The following is a 19,640-nucleotide window of genomic DNA, read 5'->3' as shown; positions in this document are numbered from 1 at the left end:
GAACCTGCAGGGATTATCGGGATCACCGGGCAAGAGTTGCGTCGGTCGGGCCTTCATCGCGAACCCCGCGAACGCGGTGAGCCCGAGTCCGCAGGCCCTTGGAATCATTGGACTCTTGAGCAGGCCGCAGGGGGTGGACATCACCCCATTGACGAGGAAAGACTCGTCGAATATTGAACGTGTTCAAGTTTGAACGGGTTCAATATGTCCCTGCGTGAGCGAGCCAAGAGCGACAAGTGGGAGCGGATCCGCGCCGCGGCGAAGCGGCTGTTCGTGGAGCGCGGGTACGCGGGCACGACGGTGCGAGCCATTGCCGAGGAGGCGGGCGTCGCGACGGGCACGGTGCTGGTGTACGGCGAGACGAAGGACGCGCTCCTGCACGAGCTGTGGCGCGCGGAGGCGATGCCGCTGGTCGAGCAGGCCGTGTCGTCCCTGCCGGACGGCGCCTTCGTCGACCGGTGCATGCACCTGTTCACACCGCTCCTGGCGCACTACGCCTCGCAGCCCGAGCTGGCCCGTGCCGTGGTGAAGGAGCTGCCGTGGCTCACGGGCGCCGCCGAGTCGCTGCACCGGCCCGCGCTGGCGAGGTTGGTCGGCGCGCTGGCGCGAATCGTGGACGAGGCGAAGGCGAGCGGAGAGCTGCGAGCGGACGTGGAGCTCCAACTGGCGGCGGAGCTTGTCTTCTCCGTGTACCACGCGGCGGTGCTGCGCATGCTCTCGCCGCTGACGAACTCGACGGGGGCCGAAGCGAGGGACGTCTTGCGCCGCAGCTTGGCCACGCTGCTCGTCGGACTGGGTTCCAGGAGGTCGTCGTGAAGGTGCTGATTGTCGGCGGTGGAATCGGTGGGCTCGCGCTGGGCGCGGCCCTGGCGCGTCGTGATGTGGAGGCCGACCTCGTCGAGCGGCGGCCCTCCTACGAGGACGAGGGCGCGGGCATCGTGCTCGGCCCCAATGTGATGTCGGTGATGAAGGGGCTTGCGTTGCACGAGGCCGTCGTCGCCGCCGGGCATCCGGTGGGCCTGGCCCGAATCACGGACGCCTCTGGCCGCGTGCTCCAGCAGACGGCGTACGCGATGCCGGACATGCCGCTCCCGGCCACGGCCATCCACCGCAACGAGCTGCTTCGGGTCCTGCGTGCCGCGTCCCCCGCACCGCGACACGGCGTGACGGTCGCGAGCCTGGAGCGCGGCGCGGACGGCGTGGACGTGGTGTTCTCCGACGGCACGGCGGGTCGCTATGACGTCGTGGTCGGCGCGGACGGCATCCGCTCCACCGTGCGGGCCCAGGTCCCCGGCGCCGACGTGCCCTCGCGCTACTCCGGCTACACGTGCTGGCGCCTCGTGGTCGACGGGCACTTCGGGGACGGCGTGGTCGAGATGTGGGGCCGGGGAAAGCGCGCGGGCGTGGTGCCGCTGGGAGCGGGGAAGTCGTACGTGTTCCTCACGCTCAATGCTCCGCGTCGCGCGCCTCCGCCGTGGAAGGACCTCTCCGGCTTCCGGGCCCTGTATGCCGAGTTCGCGGACCCGGCCCGCTCCGCGCTGGCGGCGTTCGAGCGACTGGAGGGGCTGCGGCACAACGACATCGAGGATTGCTCCGCGCCGCGCTGGTGGAGTCCCCGCGTCGTGCTGCTCGGGGATGCCGCCCACGCCGTGACGCCCAACCTGGGGCAGGGCGCGGGGCTCGCCATCGAGGACGCCGCCGCGCTCGCGCAGCTCCTGGTGACGCAGGGCCCCACGGACGCGGCGCTGGCCCGCTACGAGAGCCTCCGTCGCCCGCGCGCGGAGCGGATCCGCGACCGCTCGTGGATGCTCGGGAAGGTCGCCCAGTGGGAGAGCGGCCTCGCGCGAAGCCTGCGCGACGTGGCGATGGCGTGGACGCCGGAGTCGGTGGCCCGCGCGGAGCTCGAGAAGGTCGTCCGCGACATGCCTGGCGTGCCCGTCGGCTGAGGCGTGGGCCCTTCCGCGGCCGTGGTGTTTCACGCCCACCCTTGCAGGACCGCAGTTCAATGCCTAACTCCCTCCGGCGATCCAGGAACCTGGATCTTCGTACCGTGAGCGGGAGGCATTTTTGTCGAATCGCGACCCCGAAGAGCTTCTGACGCCGAGCGAAGCCGGGCATGTCCTGGGCCTTTCGCCCGACACGGTGCGCGTGCTCTGCGACAAGGGCCGCCTGCCGGCGCTGCGCACCATGAGCGGGCGACGGCTCGTTCGCCGAGGTGACGTCGAGCGTCTGGCGGAAGAGCGTCAGCGCAATGCGCGGCCTCCGGCGCGGGGCCGCGAAGTGTGACGCCCTGCTTCTCGTCACCCCATGGGATGGCGGGACGAGGACGCCGAAGCGAGTGACAGCGGATTGGCTTGGGGCTGCTCGCATGCGCCCGGACTGGATGGCCCGTGACCGAGAAGCGTGAGCAGCCTCAGAGAACCGAGACCGTCCATCCGCCCGACTGTGAGGCCGCGGTGCTCTTCGAGGTCCTCTGGTCGGCGTTGGCCGACCTGCTGGGAACGCCGGCCACGGCGACCCTCATCCGTCGCAGCTTGAAGCACGCCGCGAGAACCGTGCCCGAACTCCAAGGCATCTCCGTCAGCCGGGAGCGCTTCGAGTACCACCTGTTCCTTCCCCCCGAATGGAAGGCCGGCACCGCCGGAACGCTGGACGGCCTGCGCGAAGTCGCACGCGAGCTGCAGCCGCTCCTGCGGGAGCTCACGGGCCCCGTGGTCCTTCGCAGGCTCCGCGGGATTCCCGAAATCGAGCGCTGTCGTCTGTTTCCTCCAGAGGATGAGTCATGATCGCCAAGAAGACCTCTCTCGAGTCCGAGACCACGGGTGACGTGGCGCTGGACCGGATTCTCGGAGGCGGGATTCCCGCCCGCTCCATGGTGGTCATCGCCGGCGAGCCGGGGTCCGGAAAGACGGTCCTGACGCTCCAGATGCTCTTCCATGCGGCGCGTCAGGGAAAGAAGTGCCTCTACTTCACCACGCTCTCCGAGCCGGCCCTCAAGGTCATCCGCTACATGCAGTTGTTCGACTTCTTCGATGTCGAGCTGCTCGACAAGCAGGTCATCTTCGTCGACCTCGGTGCGTGCGTGCGCCAGGGGGCGGAGCGGACGCTCGCGGAGATAGAGGCGCGCGTCGAGAAGCATGAGCCGGACTTCGTGGCCATCGACAGCTTTCGCGCCATCGGCGAGCTCCTCCAGAACCAGGGTGGGGGGGCGCGTCCGTTCATCTATGACCTCGCGGTCCAGACGGCGAGCTGGGGCGCGACGACGCTGCTCGTCGGCGAATACACGCGGGAGGAGTTCCCCGTCTTCGCCGAGTTCGCGGTGGCCGATGGCATCATCCGTCTGGGCAGTGAGCGGCAGGAACTCACCTCGGTGCGCGAGCTGGAGGTGCTCAAGCTGCGGGGCGCGGGCTACACGTCGGGCCGGCACTTCTTCGACATCAGCAAGGCGGGCGTCTCGTTCTACCCTCGCGTGAGCACTCCTTCGGACACCCAGGTCCAGCCCAGCGCGGACCCGGGGGCGCGCGCCACCATGGGCGTCGAGGGCCTGGATGACCTGCTGGGTGGCGGCCTCCCGAGCGGGAGCGCGACGGTGATTCAGGGCGGAACGGGCAGCGGAAAGACGCTGCTCAGTCTCCAGTTCCTCATCGAGGGGGCTCACCGGGGGGAGAAGGGCGTCCTCTTCACGCTCGAGGAGACCCCCGACCAGCTCCGCTCGATTGCGCGCAGCGTGGGTTGGGACCTGGCTGCGCTCGAAGAGCAGGGCAAGCTGGTCATCAAGTACACGTCACCCGTGGAGCTGTCGACGGACCGCTTCCTCTATGAGGCTCGCAAGGAGGTGAGCGCGCTGGGGGCCACCCGAGCGGTGTTCGACAGCCTGACCACCATGTCCCTGGGGGTGCCCTCGGACCGTCGCTACAAGGAGATGGTCTACGCCATCGCGAAGCACATGCGCGGCGCCGGCGTCACGCTCCTGATGACGGTCGAATCCGAGCAGCTGCTGGGCACCGCGGTCATCTCGGGGCACGGGGTCTCCTTCATCGCCGACAACCTCATCCAGCTGCGCTACGTGGAGATAGGCAACAAGCTGGAGCGGGCCATCTCGGTGCTCAAGGCGCGCGGCATCAAGCACAACTCCGAGCTTCGGTCGATGACCGTGGGCTCGGACGGCTTGAAGGTGACCTCGGGGCGCTTCAAGGACCTTCGCGGTGTTCTCACCGGCCTTCCCACCCGGGAGCCGAGGGAGAGCCCATGAGCGCGGAGTATGACGCCGAGCTTGGTCGCATCGCGCGGACCCTCTCCGAGATTGCGCGCACGCTCGAATCGGCCGACAGGGCGGATGAGCGGGTCCAGCGCACGCTGGAGCTGACGCGGGTGCTCATTCCCTACCGGCGATGTGCGCTCTTGAAGGCGTTCTCAGGCACTTCGTACACGCTGGTCGTGGTGCCGGAGCCGCCCGCCTCGGAGCGGGGGGCGCTCCTGTCGACCCTCACCCGGCTCTTCCGCCTCATCGCGCACGCCGACGAGATTGGCCGCTCGTCCGATGCGCATCCGCACCTGACCTTGCCCTTGATGGGATTGGACGAGGTCATCGGACTGGTTCGCATGGAGCCCTCCGAGGACATCTCCTACGACGTGCAGCATCTCCGGCTGCTCTCGGTCATCACGGCGCAGCTCGGCGCCTACCTGACCATGATCAAGCTTCGCGACGAGGACGCGCAGCGGACACGGGAGCTCGCCGCGGCCCATGACTTCCAGCAGATCCTCGTGGGGGTCGTCAGCCACGACCTGCGCAATCCGCTCTCGGTCATCACCACCGTTGCCTCCCACCTCCTGCGCAAGACGGAAGACCCCCAGCGGGCGAAGGCCATCGAGCGAGCCCTGCGGAGCGCGGAGAGAGCCAACCTCATCATCAACGACCTCCTGGATGTCACCCATGCTCGAGTGACCAGTCACCTGCCCGTGTCCCGGCAGCGCATCGACCTCCTGGCGCTCCTCAAGGAGGCCCTCGACGACCTGGGTCTGTCCCATCCCGGGCGGGAGATTCAGTTGGTGGCGACGGAGGTGGTCGTCCTCGGCGACTGGGACCCTGGCCGCCTCACGCAGGTGGCCACCAACCTCATCACCAACGCCCTGCAGTACGGAGCGGAGCGCGCGCCCGTCCGCGTCACACTCCGGGCGGAGGCTGACGAGGTCGTCTTCGCGGTGCACAACCGGGGACCCGTGATTCCGGATGACCTGGTGCCGGTGCTGTTCAATCCCTTTCGACAGGGCCAGCACGCGCAGCGGCGCGTGGCGGGCGGAGGGTTGGGCCTCGGGCTCTACATCGTCGAGCAAATCGTTCGAAGCCACGGAGGAACGGTCTCCGTGCGTTCTTCTGAAGCAGAGGGGACGACCTTCACGGTGGTGCTCCCCCGGTCGATGACGAGTCAGCGTGCGAGTGACGACGCTCCCGCACGGAGCGCGAGTCATGGGCCGGAGCTTGCGTCCATGGAGCGTGGGAACGCCGGTTCAACCACGGTGATGGTTGTCGAGGACGAGGACGAGGTCCGGCTCGGTATCTCGGAGATTCTGGAGGGCAGGGACTACAAGGTGGTTCCCGCGTCGAATGGCCAGGTGGCGCTCGAGCTGCTCCGACAGGGACTGCGTCCTGGTCTCATCCTCCTGGACATCCGGATGCCCGTCATGGATGGCGAGACGTTCTACAACGCCTGTCGTGCAGACCCCGCGCTCTCCTCGATTCCGCTGTTGATTCTCTCCGCGGATGCCGCCACCGCCGTGAAGCTGACTCGAGGTGGGGCCTCGGGCTTTCTGGCCAAGCCCGTCCAGCCGGAAACCCTGCTCCGCGCCATCGAGACCTTCTCTCAATAGCTGTCGCGAGGAGGGGGCGTGCGCCCTTCGAGGCTCTCTCGAAGGGCGGCACGCTCCTCCCAGGTGCCTACTGCTGCGGCTGGACGGCGGAGGGGTCCATCCAGAAGCTCTCCCACTGGTGCCCGTCGAGGTCCTCGAAGCTGCGCTGGTACATGAAGCCCTGGTCCATCTTCTCCTTGGACTCCTTGGCGCCCGCCGCCAGCGCCTTCTCCATCAGCGAGTCGACGGCGGCCCGGCTGTCCACGGTCAGCGCGATGATGACCTCGGTCGACTTCGTGGCGTCCGCGATGTCCTTCTTGATGAAGCTCTTGAAGAAGGGCTTCACCAGCAGCATCGCGTAGATGTGCTCGTTGATGACCATGCACGTCGCGTTGGCGTCGGTGAACTGGGGGTTGAACGTGTAGCCCAGCTTCTTGAAGAAACTGACGGAACGGTCCAGCGACTCGACGGGGAGGTTGACGAAGATCTTGGTGCCCATGGTGCGTCTCCTTCAGAGGGGTGGATGAGGTGAGCGTCGCCTTCATCCTCACGACGAACGTATTTTGGGGAGATCGACACGGGATTTATTTTTGCCCGAGGGCGGCGGCGAGGAGGCGCCAGGTCGGACCGTCCGTCCGCGCGCGCCCTCCCCGCGAGTGCAGGCTAGAAAACTAGCAAATGTTGATAAGCAGAGAATCCAGGGATAGGTTCGCTTGGGTACCCCTCGACTCGGAGTCTCTGGATGAAGAAGTCATTTTTGACAGGGTGGATGACCCTGGCCGTGCTCGCGCCCCTGCATGCCAGCGCGCAGAGTGCCATCGTCGCGTTCGGCGACAGCCTGAGCGACAACGGAAACAACGGGGTCTCCACCAGCGGTCCGAACACTCAACCGGCCAGTCAGATTTACGGGGTGTGGGTCAAACAGCTCGCCACCGCGCTCGGGTTGCCGCTCACGGCCTCCGACGAAGGCGGGACGAACTACGCACGAGGAGGGGCGCTCACGAGCGGAATGACGACCCAGGTGAACTCCTACCTGAACAAGGCTCCGCAAATCACCTCCACGACGCTGTTTACGTTGTGGGGCGGCGCCAACGACATCAGCCGGAAGGTGGAGGAGAACCCGCTGAACTCGACGGCCATCAAGGCCGCGGCGGCCCAGGCGGCTTCGAACGTCGAGGCGCAGATTCGTAAGTTGGTCGCCGCGGGCGCCAAGAAGATTGTCTGGGTGAACCTTCCCCCCTTGGAGAAGACGCCGAAGGCGCGAATCATTCCGGGCGGCTTGGGGACGTACGTGTTCGCGCCTCCCGTGACACATTTCAACAGCCTGTGGGTTCAGGCGCTGAAGCGGCTGCGCACCGACTACCCGACCGTGACCTTCTATGGCGTGGATGCTCACAAGCACCTCAATCTCATCATCGCGTCGCCCTCGACGTATGGGCTGACGAATGTGAAGGACTCGTGCGAAGGCAAGTCAGTCAACCCGGACAAGTACCTGTTCTGGGACCTCGCACACCCGACCAGCTACGGGCACAGCATCTTCGCGGACCTCGTCTATGACCTGGTCTCCGACATCCCCGGTTTCGGTGCGCCATTCCCGGTGGACCCGTCCGTGATGGCACCCGAGAGCACCTTGTAGGTCGCTTGTTCGCTGCTCGTGCCATTCCGCGGAGCTGCGCGGCGGAATGGCACGGGCTGTCGTGACCCGTCGGCTCGAAGACGCCGCGAACCGGAGGCTACGGCTCCGGGTAGTGGAGCACGCGACCGTCTCCGACAATCCAGAAGTTCGCCGCCGTCTCCATCGCGAGGTCGTGCAAGGGCTTGTCCGTCAGGTGCGCGGGAAGGCTTGGCCCCTTGGCCCAGCCCTTCCCGGTCAGCCGATGCAGCCTGCCATTGTTGCTCTTGTCCACGATGTAGCAGTCGCCGTTCGACAACATCACCACACTGCTGAAGTCGACCGCCCCCCTAGGGGGAACGGATTGCTGCGTCCATTCGGCCACTCCACTCTTCCGCCAGACGCCTCCCCGGTCACCGACCGCGCATGCCGTGGTGGAGGACCTTGCCCACACCGCATTCATGGCTCCGCTGATGTCGCCAGGATTGTCCAGAGACTGCACATTCAAGCTGTCGTCCCCCGTGAAATAGGTCAAGACCGCTTGCTTGCCTCCGGTGACCGCCGACACCCACAGTTTTTCATTATCGTCTTGAGTGAGGTTCTCGGAGAAGCCGTGCAGCCCTGTGTAGCGGTGACCCTCCCGAGAGCTGTTGGGGGTTGATTGGGGAGGCCTCCCGAGGTTCCATTCAAAGGTCCTCCAGTAGAAGAGCTGGCCCGCGTCGGTGGCCATGTACACGATGGTGTCGAAGCCATTCTCGAAGCCCACCATTCCCACCACCGTGTCATTGACGGGAAGTTGCGACGCGAAGGCGCACGTCTCCCCGTCATGGATCGCCACCCGGCCGGACGCTCCGCCCAGGTAGACAGCCCCCTCGGAATCAACCCACGAGGCATACCAACCGTAGTTGCCGCAATGGTTCGGACTGGCCGGCGGACTCCCATCTGGAGGCGGCGTCGTCGTCGAAGCTCCAAAGCTGAAGCTCTCGAACCGCTCGTTCGCCGCCTTGCGCACGACCAGTTGTCCCCCGAGGCCGGCGATCCACACGGGATACCCGCCATTCGCTGGGGACATCGCCACCGTCCTCCAGGGGGCGTCGCCACCCGGACCTCGCAGATGAAAGTCGGCGACTTCTCGCAGCGTGCCCCCGCAGTCCCCCACCTCGTCCACCCCTCCCTTGCAGTTGTTGTCGATGGCGTCGCACACCTCCGCCGCCGTCGTCTTCACTCCAGGGTCCGAGTCATCGCAGTCCCGGCCGTTCGCCACGAACTCCGGGGGCGGTAAGGCGCCTTCGCAGGACGGCTGGGACGAATCACCCTCTCCATCACCATCTCCGTCGGGATAGAGGACGGTGAATCCCTCGTTGAGTACCTGGTCGCAGTCATTGTCCACGGCGTCACACACTTCGGTGTGGCCAGGAAAGGCACTCGCGCCCGTTTCGATGCTGTCGTCGCAGTCCGTGCCGCCGTTCGCGAGGGGGACGTAGCCATCCGCGTCCATGTCCGGCGTCTCCAGCATCACTGACTGCTCGTCCTCGACTCCCGCCGCGAAGACGACCACCTGACGGTCCACCTCCGGCCCATTACAGGTCTGCTCGTGCGCGGTGACGGTAAGACTTACGTCCCCGCCCCAATGGGGCTTGCGCAGAAGCACCCACTTCAATGGGGGGGAAATGGAGGCCAGGTTCGAGGCTGTCTCCTCCATCCTTGTCGTGGCGTCCTGTGCCCCCTGCGCCACCACACGGATACAGCCCGTCCTGAAGCTCGCCGTGTAATGGATGGAAACAGGGAGGGCGCGCCCTCGTTTGAGTTCCTCCAGTCCTGGCACGCTGCAGCCCGCGAGGACAGACAGCCACACTCCGAGCCACGGGGCCAGATACCTCATCGTCCCTCCCTCGACCCGTCCTGCTCCCAGTTGGAAATTGGCATGGGCTTGGGCAGGGCACGAGCTTATCGATTTCCCTCCACCCACCAAGTCCGGCCGCCCATCTGGCAAGGAGTTTGGGAGCCGGGTTGTCTCACTCGAAGAGGGACAGCTCCGCGATGGAGGTCACCTCTATCTCCTGGGGCGAGGGCCACATGGACAGCAGGCGGACATACCGGACCGGGGGGCCTCCGGGCAGGGAGATGTCGAGGAAGGCGTACTCGTACCCTGGGATCGGTGGGTCCCATGGACTGTCCGCGTCGCTCACGTTGCGAAAAAGCCGGCTGTTCCCTGTCGTGGGTGCTTCGGCGAGCGGTCGCCTGGCGAGCTCGGACCACTGCACTCCGTCCTCGCTGCCTTCGATGACCACCTCCTGTCCATACGTCCTCAGTCCGCGGATGACCACGCGCGAGAGCTGGGCTGGCGTCTCCAGTTGCACGCCCACGCGCCGTGGGCTGGAAGAGGGCTCCCCCCTCGGCCACAGCTCGGAGATGCGCTGTTCGGCGAGCAGCCCATCCGTGAACGGGCAGGGCACGTCAGTCACCGGATGGCACCGGGCCCCCCGGCTGAGTGGGCGCAACGCACCCGCCGGCAATGGCAGTCGCTCGCTGCGCCATTCGAGTCGGAAGTGGAGCCAGGCCTCGTCGCTGGTGAGGGCATCGCGGCGCCAGGCGCCCGCGCTCACCACTCGCACCTGGGCCTCCAGTGTGGCGAAGTCCTCGAGCAGCCAGGGTGACAGGAGCCTCGGCGAGGTGACGGCTTCTTCGTTCCAGACGAGGCCCTCCTTCGTGTGGAGCTGAAACACGGGCCGCGGAATCGAGGGGTCCTCCAGGTCACCCTCCGGGCTTCCGGGTTGCGGTGTGGTGTCGTCGATATCGACCACCACGCCTCGGGGCGCCTCGGGCGCGGACGGTGGCGGTGCGAAGGTCAGCCACCTTCCGGTCGGGGCATCGCTCCAGGCGAGGTCCGCATCCCAGACACGCAGCACCGGCAGCTCGGAGTCTCCTCCTCCGTTGACCTGGGTGAACGAGACGAACGCCGCGGGGCCGTCCTCCAGGGGCGTCGCCACCCGGAAGCGGGCGCGGGCGTTCGGTCTTGGCGAGGAGCCTCCTCCCGTCACGAAGGGCCCGATGTCCCCCGAGAGGATTTCCAGCACGAAGGCGCCATTGTCGCGCGTGGTGGTCATGCCATACGGCGAGAAGTCGAGCGGGTCGCGGTAAATCTTGCTGTGTCGTCCCCCGTCCAGTGGCAGCGCTGTCGAGTGGAAAGGGGAGCCGTCAGCCCTCAGGGCCATGCCGTAGAAGAAGATGGGGGAGTCGGGAAAGGGCTCGCAGCCCGCGCTACCCAGGCTTACCAAGAGGACGCCCGCGAGAAGGGTGAGGCGCATGTCAGTACGTTCCTTTCAGCCCCAGCATGGGGAGGACGATGGGGAAGCCCCGTGCCTTGCGCACGAGGGAGGTCTTGTCCGTGCCCGCTGGCTCCGAGGTGTATTCGTAGAAGAGGACCTCCGTCTGGAAGGAGGCGTTCAGCAGGTCGAGGGAGGCCTCGAGCACGAGGTCATCCAGGGCCCACGCCTTGGCGGCGCGCAGGTCCACGCGCCAGAAGGAGGGCAGGCGCCCCGCCTGGCTCCGCTCCTGCCGCACCCACCGGGGATTGCCCTCGCTGTCCTCGGAGGCGCGCATGGGCTGCGGCGTGAGCTCCCCTGTTTCAGGGCGGCCCGTGTTGAAGTGGACGACGGCCCCCACGGTGTAGCCATTGCCGAGCTTGCGGCTAAGGGCCGCGTTGAAGACATGCTCCTGCTCGAAGGCGAAGGGCACGGTGGCCTGGTCGGTGCCCAGCAACTGGTTCTGGTCATCGTAGCGCTCGATGCGCACCCGGCGCCGGCTCTGGAGGAAGCTGTAGGACGCCCATCCGAACCAGTCTCCGCCGAGCGCGTGGCGGGCCATCAGCTCGAGGCCATACGCGTGGCCGCTGCCGGCCGGGTCCGACGCCGCGATGCCGCCCCGCCGCCGCAGGTCGAGGAGCTGCTGGAGGCTGAACTCCACCGTGCGACGCAAGGGATTGTAGAAGGCGTCGGCGCTCAGCTCCCATGCGGGATGGGGCCTCCACTCGGCGCCCAGGTCGAACTGCAGGCCTTCCTGCAGCCCGTAGCGCAGGCCGGACGCCTCCATCACCGGGAGCTGGAGCATCACGGTGGGGGGCTGGTGGAACAGGCCCGCGCCCCCCTTGAGGACGACGGCCTCCGTGAGGGCGTGGCGCACCGTCAGCCGGGGTTCGAGCGCCGTGCGAGTGATTTCCCCGAGCAGTTGATAGACGTCCGCGCGCACGCCAGGGACGACCCTCCAGCGCGGTGAGGGGCTCCACTGCAGCTCGGCGTAGGCGCCGCTCGTGCGGGCGTCCGACGTGGGGCGGGTGAGCGGATCGTCCTCGGAGAAGTACTGGGAGCCGGCGGGGGCCTCGCTCCCGGTGGCGACGACCGTTCCCTGGCGCTGCTCCACGTCCGCGCCCACGGTGAGCTGCATCGTCGACCCAAGCTCCCGCTTCCAGCGCAGGCGCCCCGCGAGGCTCTTCTGCCGCAGGGCGAACTCACCGATTCGGACGCGGGGAGGGCCTCGCTCGGAGAAGATGCCCACCGTGTCGGCGCCCGCCGTGAGGCCCACCTCCAGCTCCCCGTCGGCGAGAGGGTGGAGGCCGCGGAGGTCCACCCGGTGAAAGCGCGTGATTCCGCCGCCGCCATTCGTGGGGTCCTTGGGCATGCCAGGCATGCCAGGTATCTGCCCTTCCTCCTCGGGAGCGTAGGACGCCAGGACATCGGAGCTCCCGAGGGCCAGGAGGCGCAGCCGCCCTTGCCCCACCTTCTGGTCGACGCGGGCCTGGTAGTCCCAGAACTCGGCGCCGACGGCGTTCGAGCCTGGCTTGGAGAGACTGTTGACCAGGAGCGAGCTCAGCAGGCCCGTGTAGCTCATCCGGCCGCCCACGCTGATGCTGGTGCCGGTGGACGCGAACGGCACCTCCAGGAAGGCGGCGCTGTTGATGAGGTCCAGGGTGGCCGAGGCGTGGACCCGGTCCTCGCGCGGGCGGGAGACGCGGCCCTCGACGATGCCGCCGAGCAGTCGCCCGTATTGGACGGGCGGTGTCCCGGGGAAGAAGTCGATGGCGTCGATGAACTCGGGCTGCACCACGGCCGGCCCGAGCATCAGGTGGTAGAGCATGGGGAGGCGGACCCCATCGACGAAGAAGCCCGTGGAGGCCGGCTGACTGCCTCGCACCACGGGATAGCCGAGGCCGGAGGCGAGGCTCGCCACGCCCGGCATCACCATGATGACGCGGAAGGGGTCTCCCTGCGTCCCGGGCACCTCGCGAACCTCCTGCGCGTGCAGTCGGATGCGAGTCACCTCGGTGCGCGGCCGGTCCTCCCTCACCACCGTCTCGTAGGGGCTCACCTTCAAGGGGTCGAGCCGGTAGATGACCTCGACCTGCTGGCCCTGGTTGACAGTCTCCAGGAAGGTGGTGGGCTTGTGGCCGGGGGCACGCACCTCGATGGAGTGGGTGCCCGCTGGGAGCTGGAGCACGAAGCGGCCTTCCGCGTCGGGCCGCACCACCTCCGACACTCCGGACACCTGGAGGGCGGCGTCGGCCAGGGGGCGGCGCGTGCCCCGGGCGCGCACCGTGCCCCGCACCTGTCCCTCTCGCGGTGCCTCGGGCGGCTCCTGCGCGAGCGTGGCGTGGGGCGCGAGCAGGAGTCCCAGGGTGAAGGCCCACCTGGCCAGGTGCAACGGCAGTCGAGACATGAATCCCTCCGGTCCGCCAGAACAACGGGGCGGGGGCCCGGAACCGGCCAGACCTTCGTCCGGAGATTCGCCGCGAGATTTCCTGTCCGCTTTTCTGGCCCCTGTTCGTTTCCCTCGGAGAATCCCTCCGGAGCCTCCCAGAGCCTTGGACACCGACATCCAGAGCGCCTACCTGCGCTACTTCCCGCTCATCCGGGAGAAGTGCCGCCGGATGCTGGGGGACTCCGACGAGGCGCAGGACGTCGCGCAGGAGACCTTCATCCGGCTGTGGCGGACGGGGCTCCCCAAGGACGCCCGCCATGCGACCGCGTGGATCTACCGGACCAGCACGAACCTGGCCGTGGACCGGCTCCGCCAACGCCCGAGCAGCGCATCCGCCCACCGTTCGGAGGAGCTGTCGGATGAGCGCTCCGCCGAGGCGACTTTGTGGCGGCGTCAGGAGTTGGAAGCCTATGCGCGCCACCTGCCCGCGGATGCGCTGGAGGCCGCCTTGCTGAGCCGGTTGGATGGATTGACGCAGCAGGAGATATCCGAGGTGCTCCAGGTGTCGGAGCGCACCGTGCGGCGACTCCTCCAGCGGCTCGATGAGCAGGTGGAGCACCTGAGGAGGACGCTCGGACCATGACGACGACCCCACGGCATCCTTCCTTCCTCGAACTGGACCGCGCGGCGCTCGGCCCGCCAGCACCATCGCTCGCGCGGCACCTGGAGACCTGCGCCGAATGTGGTGCCTACCTCCAGCGCGTGAAGCAGCCCGAGTCCGTGCCCGCGTGGGCGCGGTCGCTTGGGACAGCGCCGCCCCGTGGGACGTGGCGTCTGGAGTGGAGGCGATGGGGTTTGCCCCTCGTCGCCACCGCCGCGCTGGCCTGTCTGGTGTTCGTGGTCGTCCCGGGGACGCCGTACGTGGCCCCCAAGGGCGCGCCCGCTGTCGCGGTCCATCTCAAGCGTGGCGAGCAGGTCTTCCTCTGGGATGGGCAGACGCCGCTCGTGCCCGAGGACCGCATCCGGTTGCAGGTGTCCTCGGAGTCGTACCGGTACGTCGCCGTGGCCGCGCGCGCGCCGTCGGGGTGGGCGGTGCTCTTCGCGGGGCCGCTCTCCGAAGGGCCAGACATGGCGCTGCCCGCGAGCTGGCGGGTGGATGAGGCGGGGGGCGAAGAGGTCCTGCGCGTCCTCTTCAGCCGCGAGCCGCTGCCCACGTCCCAGACCGAGGCGCTCTTCTCCGACGCGCCCAGGACTGAGAAGCTGTGGACCACCGAGCTGCGTCTGCCCAAGGGTCCTCCGCCATGAATGGATTCACCCGCGCGTGCCTCGTCGTCCTGCTCTCGTGGCTGATGGCCGCCACGGCCCGGGCCGAGGAGGCGCGTGCCACGCCCCCCGCGTCGAGGCGGATGGCCGTCATCGTGGGCTCCAACGCGGCGGTGCCCGGCCGGGCCGCCCTGCGCTATGCGCACGATGATGCGAGGCGGGTGGCGGACGTCCTCGTGCAGGTGGGAGAGGTCCGCGCGGAGGATGTCGCGCTGCTCCTGGACCCCACCCCCGCGGCGGTGCTCGCGGCGCTCGACGGGCAGCTTGCGCGCCTGCGCTCGACGCCCGGGGACACGATGTTGCTGTTCTACTACTCGGGGCATGCGGACCAGCAGGCCCTGTATCCCCAGGGCGCACCGCTCCAACTCGCCGCGCTGAAGCAGCGCATCGAGAGCTCGGATGCCACGGTGCGGGTGGGCATCATCGACGCGTGCCGGGGCGGAGGGTGGACGCAGGCCAAGGGGCTTCACGCGGAGGCGCCGTTCGCGCTGGAGGTGCCCCTCCATGTGCAGAGCACGGGCTCGGTGCTCATCGCCTCCAGCTCCGGCCTGGAGAACGCGCACGAGACGCAGGCCCTGGAGGGCTCGTTCTTCACCCATCATCTGGTGGCGGGGCTGCGCGGCGCCGCCGACATCGCTGGAGATGGCGAGGTGTCGCTCGTCGAGGCCTTCACCTATGCGAAGCAGCTCACCATCCGCGACACGTCGGTGTTCGTGGAGCGCCTGCAGCACCCCAGCTTCGACATGAACCTCCGGGGGCGCGATGACCTGGCCCTCACCCGCGTGGACTCAGGGGACAGTGTCGTCGTGCTCGTCCAGCGCCGGGGACCGCTGGAGGTGGTGCTCACGTCGACGGGGCAAAGCGTCATCGAGACCCCCGCTGGCGAGCGGCAGATGAAGGTGGCCCTGCGCCCGGGGCGCTACCTGCTGGTGCGCAAGGGCCCGGACCGCCCGGCCGTGCGCGAGTTCAGCATCCAGGCGGCGCAGTCGCTCCAACTCGACGAGGAGGACATGGTGCCGGCGAGCTTCGCCCCCATCGTGACCAAGGGGGCCGAGGACCCCGCCACGACCTGGGCCCAGGTCACGCCACACCGGATGGTGTTGCTCCACCCCTTGTCACTCGCGTTCGCGGTGACATTCCGGATGGAGTACGCCCACGCCCTCACCCCGTTCTGGGCGTTCACGCTCGAGCCCTCGTACTGGCAGGAGACCAGCGTCACGAGCTACACGATGGGCGGGTTCGACGCGGGCGCCCGCTACCATCTCTTCGGCAATGCTCCGGAGGGGCTCTTCGTCGGAGGGAAGCTGGGTATCAGCATCCTGGGGGTCAAGGATGATGGGGCCAACAGGACCATCTTCACGCTGCACCAGGCGCTCGAGGTGGGCTACTCGCTCCTCCTCTGGAACCGGCTCGTGCTGTCCCTGGGCGTGGGCGTGGGCAACGCCTTCTCGACGGCGCGGGACGTCAATGAAGACGGAATGTGGCACCCCATCGTCATCGACATGGGCCCGCGCAGGCCTCAACTGGGGCTCTCCGCGGACTATCGGGTCGCTGTCGGCGTCGCGTTCTGACGCCGCTGCTCCCCGAGCCTGGGACACGCCTCACTGGAAGGAGAACTTCGAGCGCAACTCCGGAGGCGCGAGCAGGTTGCTGTGTCCCGTGTTTGCGATTTCCGCCATGGTCTGCAACATCCGATGAATCACCCCGCACAGGGTGTCGCAATTCATGATGAAGGTCTGCTTCTTGGTCTTCTTGACCTTCTTCTTGCTGTCCAGCTTGTCCAGCTTCCCCTTGTAGGGTTTGAAGTAGTCCTGCACGTCGCGCAATGGGACGTTCTCGCCTTTCGCCGCCCTCGCGCAGAGCTCCTCCAATAGGTTGAACTTGGGCTGGACATGCTTCGCGAAGTCGAAGCCCGCGTCCTCGAGGTTGATCTGCGAGATTCGCAGGATGCAGAAGGTGAGGCGTTCGACTGACATCACGGGGCCGTAATCCACGTACGGGAGCGCCCTGGCTTTCGCCCATTTGCTTTGCGCGATTCGCTCTTGGGAGTTCGTATCGACCGTCTGGTCGAAGATCGTCACGATCGTCGGCTCCTCGAGGCTGAGGATGCACGGCACCCGGATTTCGGTGCGGAAGAACGTCTTGAGGGTCTTGTGGAGGAGGGTGAGCACGGAGGCATCCTCCGGACTCTCGAGCGTGGCGGAAGCGACTGACAGGTCCTTGATGAGCTTCCCGAGCAGGTCGACCTTGCCTTGATAGCGGCGCAGCTCGCGAATGAGGGAGAGCGCGAGCGCCGCCCGGCAGCCCCAGTTCCCGTAGAACACCTCGAAGAGGAAGCAGTTGTAGTGTTTGGTCTTGCCGTAGACCTGGGTCCACTCGCTGCAGTGTTTCTCCTTGAAGTCGATCACCCTGACCAGTTCATCGTACAGGACGCTCTTGTGGGTGTTCTCGTTGTCGAAGGGGATGCCCTGGTCATGAAGGGAGATGCACAGCTCCGGCCCGATTTCATCGAAGTTCATGCACAGGACGATGTCGCCGTAGCGAGAGCCGCCCGTCATGGCGTTGTACGTGAACTCCAGTCGGCCGAACACGTAGTCGATGTGGCCGAACTTGGCGTCCATCGTCTTGCTGGTGTACTTCGCGCTCTGGTTGCCGACCGTCGGTGACATCAACGAGTGACTGCTCTTGATGGCCTCGGTCTCGGTGCCGTGCTTGAAGTACATCGGCAGCTTGATGAAGTGCTCGTAGAGCATCCACTCCGCGCACGTCAGGACGATTTCCCGTGTGTCCTCCTCCACGGACAGGCGGGTATAGGTCTTCTTGACCTCGATGGGGTCGATCTTCCAGGCCGAGTACCCTGACTCCGCGTAGATCTCCCCGCTGTACAGCAATTGATAGAACTTCTCCTTGGTGACGCAGGCCCCCTCCTTGGGCGGGAGCTTCGTATTCAACTCTTGAATGACGAAGCAGAGGTTGCACTCGCTCAGCTCGATGAGGGTCGCCGGCAGCGAACCGCACGACACCGCCAGCACGTGCTGCTGCTTCAGTCTCTCCATGGCGAGCGTGTATGCTTTTCCGTGCTTGTGGATGTACTCCTGGTAGATTTTCTCCTGGATTGTATTCGTCCACACCTTGCGCTGCTCGACGCGCCACTTGTCCATCAGGCTGATGGATTGAGTCGTCGAGGACGACGAGGGGGACTCCCCTCGTTCGTGGAGGTGGAGCAGGTACTTCAGCGTGTGCAGGCGGTCCAGGAAGATTCGCCGGAACAGCAGGTCGAAGTCATTCGGGTTGACGCTCAGGAGCCCCTGCGTCTGCGCGAGGAGGGTGACCTTGCGAAGCGCCTGATGGAATATATCCAGCTCGCCCTGCTTGTTGCTGAAGGGGATGGGACGCGCGAGCGTTTTCAACAGACAGTCGACCACCACGACGAGGTCGCAGGAGTTCGACTCGAGGTATTTCTTCGTCAACTCGAATGACTGGAGCTCGTAACCCTTCCAGAAGTCATAGGTGTTGATCCATCGGTCAATCAGCGAGAGGACGAGCTCCAGCGAGAGCGTGCCGGGGCCTTGCCTGGTGTTCTTGGGTTTGGGCTGATGCAGCTTGAATCCGCAATCAGGACACCAGCCGTCATCGAACGAAACGGGCCCCTTGCAGTTGGAGCAGCGCGACGGCGCCTGACCGAAGATCAGCAGGTTCGACTGCGGGCCCCCCTGGCTCGGCTCGACACGAGAGCTGTTCGACTTCTTCCCACAACCCATGCAGAGCCCGTCCTCGGATTCTCGACGGAACGAGTGGCACGAGATGCAGAGGTTTCGCTTGCAGGGCTCGCATGGGTCGCCCCGGAAGTCGACGACGTTGCGCTTGCAGAGCACGCAGTAATGCGTCAGGTCCATGGGCTCCTCCTGAAGGGGAGAGGGTGGGGAGACGGCCTGTGCTTCTTCATCAGGAGCGCGGGAACCCGGACCTCGCCGAACTCGAAGTCCCAGGGGCCCTGTTCGACATATCCCGCGGCTCGGTAGAAGGGGACGGCGCACAGGGACGCGGTGACGTCCAGGGCCTCCATGCCCAAATCCCAGGCGGTGCGTTCCAGGCTTCGCAAGAGGCTTTGCCCCAGGCCTCGCCGCATGTGGCCGGGCGCGGCATACAGCGCCTCGATACGGGCCCTGCGGGGATGGAGCTGGCCAAAGGCAACCACCCGGCCCTCCTGCTCCGCGACGAGCAACTCGCGGACGGACTGCGCGTCGCGGCGGGACGTCGGATGGAGTGCCTGGCACCAGGCCTGTATCTGAGTGCCGTCGTAATACTCACGCCAGGCGGAGTGGATGGAGGCCAGCTCCAACCGGTACATCGCGTCTCCATCCCTGGGTTCCGCCCGGCGGATGTGCGGTTTGATGACCCGGGGTAGGGAAGGAGTATCAGGGAACGATGCGGGGCGCGGCACCATGCCGTATGCCTATTGCAAGGCAGGCGCCGGGCCGGCGGGCCTCTCGCTTGGGTTGTGTGGGGGTGCCAGTGCGCGGCGGCTCCCGCGTGCCAGCGGAACGCGGCTGCGTCCTGGAGGAACGAGTCCCCCATGGGTTCGTTGCCCGCACGTTGATGGCTGTCACCTCCCTCCTTGCAGCCTGAGCCATGACAGGGCCTGGAGCGAGGCGAACCAGGCGCCCGCGACCAGGAGGTGGCGCAGGTGGTTCAACCGGGCCCAGAGCATCGCGCTCTCCACGGACGCCGGCGTGTCTGACGCCTGCATCAGCCGCATCATCGTGGGGATGAAGTAAGAGAAGGTGAGGAGCCTGTCCACGAGCGCCACCACGGCGGCCGCGAGCCACCAGGTGCGCAGCGGCCCCGTGGCGCGCGTGGCGAAGAAGAAGCTCGCCAGGGTGAGCAGCGTCAGCGGTCCCGTGCTGACGAAGGCCCAGAAGCGCAGCCCCACGTTGTCCTGGCGCGCCGCCTCCGCGAACCAGTGCGCGCCGGTGGCGTCGAGCCATCTGGGAAGCATGATGCGGTGCTCATAGAGCCCCGCGCCGAGGGAGACGCCCAGGTTGAGCACGAAGAGCCACAGGAAGATTTCCGCCGCCGAAGGCTTCAGGTTCATCATGCGGGCAGGATGCGTCCGGGGCCCGTGAGCGTCTTTCGTGCCCTTGTGCTGTTTTTCTGATTCCTG

Annotated in this window: 17 protein-coding genes; 10 read left to right on the top strand and 7 right to left on the bottom strand. The window is 66.9% G+C overall.

Annotation, left to right across the window (positions count from 1 at the left end; all coding sequences use genetic code 11):
• The first annotated feature begins 204 nt into the window (after nt 1–204).
• The 6 genes from HUA78_RS15510 (at nt 205) to HUA78_RS15485 (ending at nt 5,868) form a co-directional block, all read left to right on the top strand.
• Entirely contained in the window at nt 205–816 is a 612-nt protein-coding gene (locus HUA78_RS15510) for a TetR/AcrR family transcriptional regulator (RefSeq protein ID WP_174476599.1), read from the top strand.
• Nucleotides 813–1,946 (top strand): FAD-dependent monooxygenase, encoded by a 1,134-nt coding sequence (locus HUA78_RS15505; protein WP_174476598.1) that lies wholly within the window; start codon nt 813–815, stop codon nt 1,944–1,946. Before HUA78_RS15510 ends, HUA78_RS15505 begins: the two co-directional genes overlap by 4 nt.
• Nucleotides 1,947–2,067: 121 nt before the next feature.
• Entirely contained in the window at nt 2,068–2,286 is a 219-nt protein-coding gene (locus HUA78_RS15500) for a helix-turn-helix domain-containing protein (protein WP_217442495.1), read from the top strand.
• Between the two features lie 104 nt (nt 2,287–2,390).
• On the top strand, nt 2,391–2,786 hold the full coding sequence (locus HUA78_RS15495) for a hypothetical protein (protein WP_141640335.1): 396 nt from the start codon (nt 2,391–2,393) through the stop codon (nt 2,784–2,786).
• Complete coding sequence (locus HUA78_RS15490; RefSeq protein ID WP_174476597.1) at nt 2,783–4,252, top strand: ATPase domain-containing protein; 1,470 nt, start codon at nt 2,783–2,785, stop codon at nt 4,250–4,252. Before HUA78_RS15495 ends, HUA78_RS15490 begins: the two co-directional genes overlap by 4 nt.
• A complete protein-coding gene (locus tag HUA78_RS15485; protein WP_174476596.1) occupies nt 4,249–5,868 on the top strand; it encodes an ATP-binding protein in 1,620 nt (539 codons plus the stop codon). Before HUA78_RS15490 ends, HUA78_RS15485 begins: the two co-directional genes overlap by 4 nt.
• A 67-nt stretch (nt 5,869–5,935) precedes the next feature.
• Here the strand turns inward: HUA78_RS15485 and HUA78_RS15480 are convergent, their stop codons facing one another.
• Nucleotides 5,936–6,346, bottom strand: a complete 411-nt coding sequence (locus HUA78_RS15480; RefSeq protein WP_174476595.1) for a VOC family protein — start codon at nt 6,344–6,346, stop codon at nt 5,936–5,938.
• A 243-nt stretch (nt 6,347–6,589) separates the two neighbouring features.
• On the opposite strand from HUA78_RS15480, the gene HUA78_RS15475 reads away from it, so the two are divergent.
• Nucleotides 6,590–7,483: an SGNH/GDSL hydrolase family protein gene (locus HUA78_RS15475; RefSeq protein WP_174476594.1), complete on the top strand. Its 894-nt coding sequence runs from the start codon at nt 6,590–6,592 to the stop codon at nt 7,481–7,483.
• A gap of 97 nt (nt 7,484–7,580) precedes the next feature.
• Here HUA78_RS15475 and HUA78_RS15470 read toward each other — a convergent pair whose 3' ends face one another.
• The 3 genes from HUA78_RS15470 to HUA78_RS15460 form a co-directional block, all read right to left on the bottom strand.
• A complete protein-coding gene (locus HUA78_RS15470; RefSeq protein ID WP_371745603.1) occupies nt 7,581–9,110 on the bottom strand; it encodes a putative metal-binding motif-containing protein in 1,530 nt (509 codons plus the stop codon).
• A gap of 364 nt (nt 9,111–9,474) precedes the next feature.
• A complete protein-coding gene (locus HUA78_RS15465; protein ID WP_174476592.1) occupies nt 9,475–10,767 on the bottom strand; it encodes a hypothetical protein in 1,293 nt (430 codons plus the stop codon).
• A 1-nt stretch (nt 10,768) separates the two neighbouring features.
• Nucleotides 10,769–13,171: a TonB-dependent receptor gene (locus HUA78_RS15460; RefSeq protein WP_254623734.1), complete on the bottom strand. Its 2,403-nt coding sequence runs from the start codon at nt 13,169–13,171 to the stop codon at nt 10,769–10,771.
• A 145-nt stretch (nt 13,172–13,316) separates the two neighbouring features.
• Between HUA78_RS15460 and HUA78_RS15455 the strand changes: the two genes are divergently transcribed.
• The 3 genes from HUA78_RS15455 to HUA78_RS15445 are packed head-to-tail and all read left to right on the top strand — an operon-like array spanning nt 13,317 to nt 16,047.
• Nucleotides 13,317–13,796 (top strand): RNA polymerase sigma factor, encoded by a 480-nt coding sequence (locus HUA78_RS15455; RefSeq protein WP_174456299.1) that lies wholly within the window; start codon nt 13,317–13,319, stop codon nt 13,794–13,796.
• On the top strand, nt 13,793–14,458 hold the full coding sequence (locus HUA78_RS15450; RefSeq protein ID WP_174476590.1) for a hypothetical protein: 666 nt from the start codon (nt 13,793–13,795) through the stop codon (nt 14,456–14,458). Before HUA78_RS15455 ends, HUA78_RS15450 begins: the two co-directional genes overlap by 4 nt.
• Nucleotides 14,455–16,047 carry a caspase family protein gene (locus HUA78_RS15445; protein ID WP_174463910.1) on the top strand — a complete coding sequence of 531 codons (1,593 nt, stop codon included), beginning with the start codon at nt 14,455–14,457 and terminating at the stop codon, nt 16,045–16,047. The genes HUA78_RS15450 and HUA78_RS15445 overlap by 4 nt, the downstream gene beginning before the upstream one ends.
• Before the next feature lie 30 nt (nt 16,048–16,077).
• On the opposite strand, the gene HUA78_RS15440 is transcribed toward HUA78_RS15445, so the two are convergent.
• The 3 genes from HUA78_RS15440 to HUA78_RS15430 form a co-directional block, all read right to left on the bottom strand.
• Nucleotides 16,078–18,372 (bottom strand): hypothetical protein, encoded by a 2,295-nt coding sequence (locus tag HUA78_RS15440; RefSeq protein ID WP_174476589.1) that lies wholly within the window; start codon nt 18,370–18,372, stop codon nt 16,078–16,080.
• Nucleotides 18,363–18,827, bottom strand: a complete 465-nt coding sequence (locus HUA78_RS15435) for a GNAT family N-acetyltransferase (RefSeq protein WP_174476588.1) — start codon at nt 18,825–18,827, stop codon at nt 18,363–18,365. Before HUA78_RS15435 ends, HUA78_RS15440 begins: the two co-directional genes overlap by 10 nt.
• 255 nt (nt 18,828–19,082) lie before the next feature.
• Nucleotides 19,083–19,574 carry a DUF1772 domain-containing protein gene (locus HUA78_RS15430; RefSeq protein ID WP_174476587.1) on the bottom strand — a complete coding sequence of 164 codons (492 nt, stop codon included), beginning with the start codon at nt 19,572–19,574 and terminating at the stop codon, nt 19,083–19,085.
• Between the last annotated feature and the right edge of the window lie 66 nt (nt 19,575–19,640).

The organism is Myxococcus sp. CA033 (genome assembly GCF_013336625.1).
In the GTDB taxonomy this organism is placed as follows: domain Bacteria; phylum Myxococcota; class Myxococcia; order Myxococcales; family Myxococcaceae; genus Myxococcus; species Myxococcus llanfairpwllgwyngyllgogerychwyrndrobwllllantysiliogogogochensis.
This window is presented reverse-complemented; position numbering and strand designations above follow the sequence as displayed.

Coding starts and splice junctions, on each gene's coding strand:
- HUA78_RS15510 (WP_174476599.1), top strand. CDS start 205: ATGTCCCTGCGTGAGCGAGCCAAGAGCGACAAGTGGGAGCGGATCCGC.
- HUA78_RS15490 (WP_174476597.1), top strand. CDS start 2,783: ATGATCGCCAAGAAGACCTCTCTCGAGTCCGAGACCACGGGTGACGTG.
- HUA78_RS15485 (WP_174476596.1), top strand. CDS start 4,249: ATGAGCGCGGAGTATGACGCCGAGCTTGGTCGCATCGCGCGGACCCTC.
- HUA78_RS15480 (WP_174476595.1), bottom strand. CDS start 6,346: ATGGGCACCAAGATCTTCGTCAACCTCCCCGTCGAGTCGCTGGACCGT.
- HUA78_RS15475 (WP_174476594.1), top strand. CDS start 6,590: ATGAAGAAGTCATTTTTGACAGGGTGGATGACCCTGGCCGTGCTCGCG.
- HUA78_RS15465 (WP_174476592.1), bottom strand. CDS start 10,767: ATGCGCCTCACCCTTCTCGCGGGCGTCCTCTTGGTAAGCCTGGGTAGC.
- HUA78_RS15460 (WP_254623734.1), bottom strand. CDS start 13,171: ATGTCTCGACTGCCGTTGCACCTGGCCAGGTGGGCCTTCACCCTGGGA.
- HUA78_RS15450 (WP_174476590.1), top strand. CDS start 13,793: ATGACGACGACCCCACGGCATCCTTCCTTCCTCGAACTGGACCGCGCG.
- HUA78_RS15445 (WP_174463910.1), top strand. CDS start 14,455: ATGAATGGATTCACCCGCGCGTGCCTCGTCGTCCTGCTCTCGTGGCTG.
- HUA78_RS15440 (WP_174476589.1), bottom strand. CDS start 18,372: ATGGACCTGACGCATTACTGCGTGCTCTGCAAGCGCAACGTCGTCGAC.
- HUA78_RS15435 (WP_174476588.1), bottom strand. CDS start 18,827: ATGTACCGGTTGGAGCTGGCCTCCATCCACTCCGCCTGGCGTGAGTAT.
- HUA78_RS15430 (WP_174476587.1), bottom strand. CDS start 19,574: ATGATGAACCTGAAGCCTTCGGCGGCGGAAATCTTCCTGTGGCTCTTC.